Origin of the sequence: Microcoleus sp. B9-D4 (genome assembly GCF_036705105.1) — a bacterium.
In the GTDB taxonomy this organism is placed as follows: domain Bacteria; phylum Cyanobacteriota; class Cyanobacteriia; order Cyanobacteriales; family Microcoleaceae; genus Microcoleus.
Window position 1 is genome coordinate 1 of sequence record NZ_JAUBTS010000033.1, and the last position, 8,588, is coordinate 8,588.

At 48.8% G+C, this 8,588-nt stretch carries 3 protein-coding genes; 1 reads left to right on the forward strand and 2 read right to left on the reverse strand.

Going from position 1 to position 8,588, the window contains the following annotated elements:
- Positions 1 to 173 precede the first annotated feature (173 nt).
- Both QUB24_RS19375 and QUB24_RS19380 read right to left on the reverse strand, forming a co-directional pair.
- Positions 174 to 3,047, reverse strand: coding sequence for a zinc-dependent metalloprotease (locus QUB24_RS19375; RefSeq protein WP_333154792.1), 2,874 nt, complete (start codon positions 3,045 to 3,047; stop codon positions 174 to 176).
- 109 nt (positions 3,048 to 3,156) lie between these two features.
- Positions 3,157 to 6,669, reverse strand: coding sequence for a hypothetical protein (locus QUB24_RS19380; RefSeq protein ID WP_333154793.1), 3,513 nt, complete (start codon positions 6,667 to 6,669; stop codon positions 3,157 to 3,159).
- 643 nt (positions 6,670 to 7,312) lie between these two features.
- Here QUB24_RS19380 and QUB24_RS19385 point away from each other — a divergent pair.
- The coding region (locus QUB24_RS19385) for a DUF4114 domain-containing protein (RefSeq protein WP_333154794.1) at positions 7,313 to 8,588 on the forward strand (1,276 nt) is incomplete at its 3' end.

The window sequence follows — 8,588 nt, forward strand, 5'->3', positions numbered from 1 at the left end:
CCGTCCTTTTTGGACGGGCGGGACGCCCATCCCACTTTCAAGAGTGGAAGTTATTTAATTCTCATTCCTAAGTCAGGAATTACGCACTTCCACCAAAGAAACCGGGTTTTTTATCGAATCTGGGGGTGGCCACGAAATATTATCGTAAAAAACCCGGTTTCTGAACCCCCAAATTAATTTGACTGAATTTGCGAATTCAAAACCTTAGAAATTCGATCGCGCGTTTCCTCCAAATGAGCCCGCGTATAAGCATCAGCATTCCGATCCAAATTCCGAATACTCTTACTCAAACCCTCCCGCAACTGCCGCAACTCATACCAAGCCAAACTCCGCGCATCCTCTGGAACACTCGTTTTTCGCAGCACCATTCCGATCAAAATTGCTAAATGTTCCCGCTGCAAAGAACGCCGAAAAGTTGAAATTTGCATCTTCTTTTCCGGCTGCAAAACCTCTTGCCAGATATCCTTTTGCACAGTATTCAACACTTCCGGCAACCTCAAAGCAGTTTCCGGCGCGGATTTTAACTCTGCATCCCGCAGTCTCGCCAAGCGCATCGGAGATAGCAAAACCCGCAACACAAACCGCTGCAAAAAAGTAATTCGATCGCCGATCGGGTAATCTAGAGGAAACACCAAAGCCGGACTTCCCCAGTGTTCCCAGCGCGAAGGCGCCAATTTATTCAGCAATTCCGGCGCAAAACTAAACGCATCCGGCGCAAAAACGTACTTTTCAAGGGTTGCTAATGCTTCTCGCTGCTGAGAAAGTTCGATCGGCACAAACGGCAAGTTCGCATTAGGATCTCCAGGGCGAATCCGACTAAACGACTGTCCCCCCACATACAAAGTAGCATTCATCACTTGGTTGACATAATACCCGAACACCGAATCAAACATCACCCGCAGTTCGTTATAACCGTCTTCCCCAGCCGGAGTGCGCTTTTCTAAACGCTTCCACATCGCCCTAGCATTATCCAATTGCCATTGCGAATACCTCAGCATATTAGCGCTGAGATCGAAAGTATTTGCAGCGGGATCGAGAATATCAAAAGAATCTTCATCCGGCGCGTAAGCTAATTGCTGTTCCGCAGCGCGGCTGGCAATTTGTTGCAGCGCTGGTAAGTCGCTGTTGGGGTCCCGGCCGCCAATCACCTTGTAACCGTACTCGATCGCCCAATCGTCATAGGGCCCTACAATCGTTGGAAAATAGTCGCCCTGCACAGTTCCCGGAGGTGCCAAATTAATCGGCACATAATCCATCACCGACGAAATCATACCTTGCGTGCGAGTTACCTGAGTATTGTTCAAATCCTCCGGTTGCAGCATCGTACTCCCGTGAAAATTGTGCCTCAAACCCAGAGTGTGACCGACTTCGTGAGCAGCCAAAAATCGGATATATTCATTAACATAATTGTCAATCGTCCCACTGCTAGGCGCTGCATTTTCCAACAGATCCATCGACATTGCCCCTATCGCAAACTGGCGGCTCGATTCCAACCCAAAACACATATCCGAACTCGACATCAACCGCGATAAAGGCGAGCGCTTTTGCTCTTGGTATCTTTCTACCAAAGTCGGCAAATCATCAGCCATTCCACCTTGAGCATTTTCCCCGCTGCTTTTTCCTAAATCCCCATTTTCTAGCACATTCAAATAGCGAGAATACATCCCGAACTGACAGGGATTGGTATTAGAACCGTTTCGCCCTTGAAAACTCTTAGATAGCGATCGATTTTGTTCCACCAAAGACCGATAGCCCTGTTTGATTTCCCGGACAACATTAGCATCCAACAGAATGTCAGCATCCAAAATTTCCCCCGTCAGCGGGTTAGTACGAGACGGCCCGATGCCGGCAAACTGAGGCTCAAAAGAACTCGACCAGCGGATAGTATTGTAGCGAACGTCAGCCGGGTCCCATTTAGCATTGTCCGGCATTTGTTTAACCTGAATTGCCTCAGTAAAACCTGCCTTTTCAAAAGCTTTGTTCCACGCCAAAATGCCCTCGCGGATTGCGTTTCGGTATTCCACCGGCACATTATTTTCAATCCAAAAGACGATCGGCTGCACCGGAGGCGACATCGGCGCCGTCGGGATTTGCTTTTGCAAATGCCAGCGATTGATATAGCGCACAAAAGGCTCCCGGCTGCTCTTGTCAGAAAAGTCCTTATATGCTGTGAGAAAATAGCCCACTCGCTCGTCCGCAAGTCTGGGGCGGTAGCCGTTATTTAGCGGCACTTCCGAGAAACTGTAGTGAATGCGGAGGTTAAAAGCCCGACTGTCAGGAATCGAAGGTAAATAGTTAATTTCACTGTCATTATCGCTAGAAAAACCATAGACAGAAGCAATCTCCACATTCAGCGGAAACGCTTTAACATCTTTAAAAGAAGACTTGTCTGCATCGATCGAGTAAGAAGCGCCCAAAAGCATCGGCAAAATCGCTTTTACCCCTGGTAAATCGCGTTTGTCGCTCATCAGCAAATCGCCTAAATCGATTAGCAGAGTTTGTCTTTGCGGATGAATGCTTTTGAGAGGCAAAGAATAGAGAATCGACTCGCTAAATCCCCGTGCTACCGAACCTGCTTGCGGATCGCCCGGACTTGTGCGAAAATTTATATTTGGTATCACAAACTGCACGTTATTTTGGACGCGCCGCAGTTGAAACAAGAAATCGCCGATCGGCATTCCGCTCAAAATGCCCGCTTCCCCCAAACCCGATGCCAATGTCACAAAGCACAGGAACTTTTTGTCGAGTTGTTGCGGTTTAATTTCCAGATATACTTTATCAGTTGCTTGATTGCGGTAAAGAGTAAATAATCCCTCTAACTTTTGCGAGTCTTTGACAACCTCTTCAAAGGGGGCCAGAGTTTGCTGTTCGCTACTTTGTTCGTTGCTGGGCGGCCCAGATGATAAAGCTAAAGGTAAAAAGAAACCTTTATACAAACTGAAACAGAAAAATGCTAAAGATAATATAAAAAATATCAAAGGCCAATTTTTTCTTGGACTTTTGATCTGTTGATTTTTGCTATTTTCTGGAAATATCAATCTTTTCATTTTCACTACTACTTAGCCGCAGGAAAGAATAGTTTTGAGATAGTCGCGCCGCACTCCCAACGTTGGGAGCATTTAACTTCTAAAATAACTCACCACTCAAAAATTATAACTACTGTTTCGCCGGCCAGGGAATCATGGGATCTTGAGCCAACCGCTTAGACACTGCAACAGCACCGTAACGGTTGAGGTGGCTGGGGTCGGAAAAAGATTCTCGCGCCTGGGGCCACAATAAACTCTTATCTAGGAAAATTAGTCCGCTTTGAGCTGCTAATTCTTGCATATATTGCCGGAATTCTTGTTCGTAACCTGTCCGCACTGGGTCTAAATAATCTTCAGTCAGAGGCATATTCACAAACACGAGATTGATGTTGCGAACTTTGGTAAATTCGATCAGATTTTTGAGTGCTAGAGCTTGTTCGCCTACCAATTTAAAATTTTGATAGTCGGAGTCGTAATAACCAGATACTTTCGGGTGCTTCTGAAAGTAAGTTTCGGGATTGAAGCGTATATCGATCGGCAAAAAGCCATTTGGTTGATACTCGCTGACGGGTTTACTCATAGCAGTGGGCTGAACGTTTTCAGTTGTTTGTTCACCCAGGGCTGGGGTTTGGGGGCTGTCGGTTGCAACAGGGGCTGATGGATTGGCGATCGATCGCAAAAACCCTTTAAGTTGATCGCGCTTTTTGTAAGTTGCAGAACCCTCCACCAACTTTTGACTCACCAATTGCTGAACATTAGCTTGAGCTTCTCCCAAATTGTTCACCAATTCAGTCGCAGTCGCCACCGGATTGTTGGCGCTTTCCTTCGATGTTTCGGATTCTAATTGATTGGTGCGGATCAGAAAACTACCCCGGCTCAATTGCCTGTAACCTTCCGAAGAAGCGATCGCACTAAAAGTCAAATCCGGCCGCCCGCTGTTGAGAGCCCTCGCCCCGTCAGCCAACACCAGCAATTTCGGCAGTTGTTGCGGCGGCAAAATCCGGCGGATGATCGAATCTACAACCTGGAGAGTAGCTCCATTAACCCCAAAATTATAAGCCCTCAGCCCCGGATAGCCCGAAGCTGCCAAAGCGGTTTCCAAAACCGCCGGATCAATACCGCGCAGTGCCCTCGAACTACCGACAATTAAAATATCCGGCGGTTTTTTGTGCAGGTGAATGTACTCTTGATAGCGCGCTATCTGATCGTCAAGCTGCTCGCTCCTCAAAGTGGGGAACACCGGAGGAGTAGAAACATCAGCTACAGGAACGCTAGTATTTCCCGGTTTCGTAAACCCAGAGCCATTGAAAGCCTCTTGCTGGTTCGCTTCCGGCGACGGTTGCAACGGAATTTGAGGCAAATTCACCTCCCCAGCAGGGGGAACGGGGTTCGGGGTTTCGTTCGGAAGTCGGGCTGTAACGTCGCCCAAAGCCTTGGGAGCTGAATTTTGACAATTTGGGCCGCTGCAAACTTCAGAAGCGCTAGGAGCTTGACTGACCGTCGCAGATTGCAGAAATAGACCGAGGAGCCAATCGGTATTGAAAGTCAGCACACAGCCAGCGATCGCCCAAACCAAAGCCATGCCCGCCGCGCGATCGGCTCTCACGCCCCCCGGCGCAGCAGCATTTGTTGACAAACCATCGTTGGGAACAAACAAACCCGAAGCGACAAGCGGTTGCACCGCAGCTTGAACTAACTGCTCGCCCAGATTGTATCCGGGGAGTCGGATTTTGAAGCGGGGCCGCCAGGAGTTGGGCATCTGCTCGTCAAGCTTGTCGCCCAAACCCGAAAAACTCCCATCCTCCTCCGGCGCAAACTCCGGCACCGGTTCCTTTTCCAACACCGCCACTGGCGAGGGAACCGGTGCGGGTGCCGTCGCTGATTCCTCGTCAACAGCCGTTCTGAGGTCGATTGCGTAGCGCCACAGAGGCAGTTTCTGGCCGGCGCGCCGTCCGTAGACTCGCACCCCTGCCACTCCCGGAATTTGTAACTGTCGCAAAAATTTGACCACCGGCTGGCCTATCTTCGACTGAGAAGGGCAAGTCAGAGCTTCTGTCATGACGTGCAGCACGTTGGCTTTTTGCAGCACGACAGCCCGAATCCCTCCTGTTTCCAGCTTGCGTCTGAGATTGGGGTTGAGCAACCTGTTCAATAAAAAAGTCAAAGCCAATTGGTCGCCCTCGATCGCCAGCGTTCTAGCGTTCGCAGCCAAGTCGGGGTGGTGGGCTGCTGGCAAGTCTACCCAGTCTATCCACACCGGGGACTCCGGCGCCGCCTGAGAGTCCTTGGCTGGTTCTACGCCGTAGATAGTAGCTGCGCGGATGCCTTGGGGTGCAAAGGATGCTAACAAAGGGGCGATCGCGTCGGTGGTTTGGTGCTTGTCGGGGTATTCTTGCCGTTTAGGCTTTTGTCCTTTTTTGGCAGTTTTGCTGCAAAACAGGTGGAGGGTTGCTTCTTTGAGGGTGGCCCGCACTTCGACTCTCGATGCAGCCAAGTGTTGATTTAGCAGTTTGGCGATCGACTGTACGTCTCCCCACCTGGCCCATTCCTTGAGAATTTTGTCCGGCGAAGTCAAATCCACCCGCAGCAGCCAGTCCGGCTTCGCTTCGCCGCTGACTTGGCTGGCGATCACGGCTTCCCGGAAATCCTCTAGTTGCAGTTTCCGCAGCCTGCCGGCGATGGGTTCGGCCAGCAAGGAGGGGTCGGGGCTGTAAGCTGACTCGCACAGCACTAGCAGTCGGCGTTCTTTGGGTTTGATATTTTCCGGTCCATTCACCGGCAGGGTTTCTCGGCTACTTTTGAGTTCTTTTTCGCGAATGCTTACTTTCACCGAAACTCCCATCGGGCCGAGGATTTCGCTGAGATAGCTGGCGATCGCATCTGGATAGCCCCGGCGCGCCAAGGTTTCCGGCGAAACCGTTAATGTTCCATCGCGAGCGCCCTCGCCTGAGTCGGCTTCGGGGGATTGAATCAAAGCCACCGCGCCACGGTTCGCTTTCTGCTGCGGGGGAACGGCGGAACCGACGGCTTCCCGCGTCGCAGCAGCCGAAGTGTCGATCGTCACGGGGGAAGTTTCAAAAGCTTCTGGGTATTCAATGCGGGAGGCGATGGGCAGACTGTCGGCGTCAAAATCCAGTTCTTCCCGTACTTGCGGCGGGTGGGCTGCTGTTTCTACTGGTTTTGGTGTCTGTTTGAGTTTCTGGTTGTCATTCTTAAATTTGCCGAAAAATCCGCCTCTTTTAGGGCTTGCTGGCGGTTCGTCGGGGGAACTCGCTGGCGGGGGCACTTCGGCAACTTTTGGTTCCGGTTGCTGTGGCTGTTGCTGTCGCTTGGGACTGCTGCAATCGAGCCGGACTGTCCAGTCATTTTGTCGGGAACCGATTTTGCGCCCACACAGAAACAACTGGTAAATTTTAGGTCTATCGGGCAGAACTCGCGTTAAATCCGCGTGTTCGAGGGCGCTGGTAAATCTCGCCGTCACCAATTCTTGAGACGGACACTGCGCTGCTTCGCACAAAATGTGCAGGTGATTTCCCCGCAAACGCGCTTGTACTTGAACTTCGGGAAGCCCTAAAGCTTCTTGCGCCCACTGCGACGCGGTCGATCGATTATCTGTCAAGATGCTCCCGTTCGCATTCAACATGGGACTTTAAATTTCGTCAAGGCTGCTTTCGTCTTCTACTGATAGCACATTTCGTCCGTATTTTGGCATATATTAGGCTTCACTTAGGCGAAGTCATCACTCATTGGTCGTTAGTAATTATTAGAAATCGCACCGCACTACATATAGTGTGTCTGCGTCCAAGACTGTACAACCTAGTTTCCCAAGCCTTTACTGTTGCGATCGGGTTTTGCGTAATCCCCAAAAACAACGTTACTTTTTATACAGCATACAGTCAAGCCGTTGGGCGATCGCCAGTCCTAAATTCTCACTCATCCCAAAATTCGCAGCGTGACACTTCAGTACACGGCAGTGGATTAAAGCTTCCATAAAGTTTACTTCCTGATGGCCAAAAGCACTTGCGATCGATAAAAGTTACTGATATTCTCAAATCAATCTGTTAACAACAGCAATAAAAAAATCAACCTAATCCCCTCACATCAAATTTTGGTCAGCCTCGCTGGCAGGTTTTCACCTGTCGATATCGCAGCTTGCATCATCAATAAAAAAAAACAAATTCCAGCATCGTCTGGACTCGCTTTGCTTGCGATTTTTTCAAGATTAACATCCTCATTATTTGCATAACTTTAGTCACTTTCATCATCAAAAAACCAAACTGTAAATCATGTCACCAATCGAAGCATCTACCCCAAAACTAACTGCCAATATTTCCCTCATCCCCGACATTACAGAAGAATTGCAACTAACTACTTCTACCAAGAATTACTCTGACCCTCCGAAAAATCCCCTAACAACAAACGAAACATCCTCCACAAACTCCAGCATCGAACTATCATCATCAAACAACCAAATCCTCGACAAAAACCCAGAAAACTCTCCCCAACCAGACACAGACGCCTTCATCCTCAACAAAAATCCCACACCAACAACCAACAAAATCCCCCAAGAACCGCAAACATCCACCACTAAAACCGACCCAATAACAGGCGATACAGCCAAACCAGCAACTCAAAATAACATTTCTTTCGACTCCGGCATTTTCCAAGCAGACGAAACAGGTAAAATAGTGTTCGATTACCTATCAGACGGAGGCTGGTATCAAGGAGAACTAGCAATTATCAGCCTCACAGGAATGCCAGAATTTGTTCCCGATTCCCAAGCATTTATACTAGAAGCAGCCAGACGCGCTTTAAGCAACTCCTCACTCGGTTACATCGCCATTTCTGACAGTACAGAAGCAGCTTCATTCTCTAGTTTAGAGGGAGAAAACAACTTCAATATCGGAGAATACCGAGGAATCAAAACCTTCGCAATGACACCAGGAGACGAACTTGGCATCATCCTAGTTCCCAACGGCACAATACAGCAAGTATACGACAACCCAGGCATTGGCGGAGACAAAAAACCCTTATTTTCAATGGCAACAGCTAATTCCAGCGACGCTTTTCAACGGGGACAAATAGCCAGTGTTGCGAATGGCGGCAGTATATTTGTCATGGAAGATATGGGAATAGGCGAAGGCAGCGATGCTGACTACAATGATATCATATTTTCCCTCAAAGGCGCCACCCCTAAAGTCATTTCAATCGATGATGTAATTGCCAAAAACTCCGATTGGCGTACATCAGAAAAAGGCAAAGAATTGATAGGTGACGCTGCGCCAAAAACAGAGACTAAATTAGAAGACAAAAAAGCAGATACTACTTCTGCAACAAATCCTGTTGAAACAAAACCAGAAAATTCTCCAGCGACAGAAACCAAAAACCCGACTGTTTCTGAAAATCGCAATTCAGATCCGAATTCTGCCGATCCAAAAACAGATTATCCCGCAGGAGAAACTGAAAATCCGACAATTTCCGAAAATCCCAATTCCGATCCAAATCCTGCCGATCCAAAAACAGATTCTCCCGCAGTAGAAACTGAAAATCCGACTGTTTCCG

Bases quoted from the DNA above. Each gene is read 5' to 3' on its own strand.
- QUB24_RS19375 (WP_333154792.1), bottom strand. From the start codon at position 3,047: ATGAAAAGATTGATATTTCCAGAAAATAGCAAAAATCAACAGATCAAA.
- QUB24_RS19380 (WP_333154793.1), bottom strand. From the start codon at position 6,669: ATGTTGAATGCGAACGGGAGCATCTTGACAGATAATCGATCGACCGCG.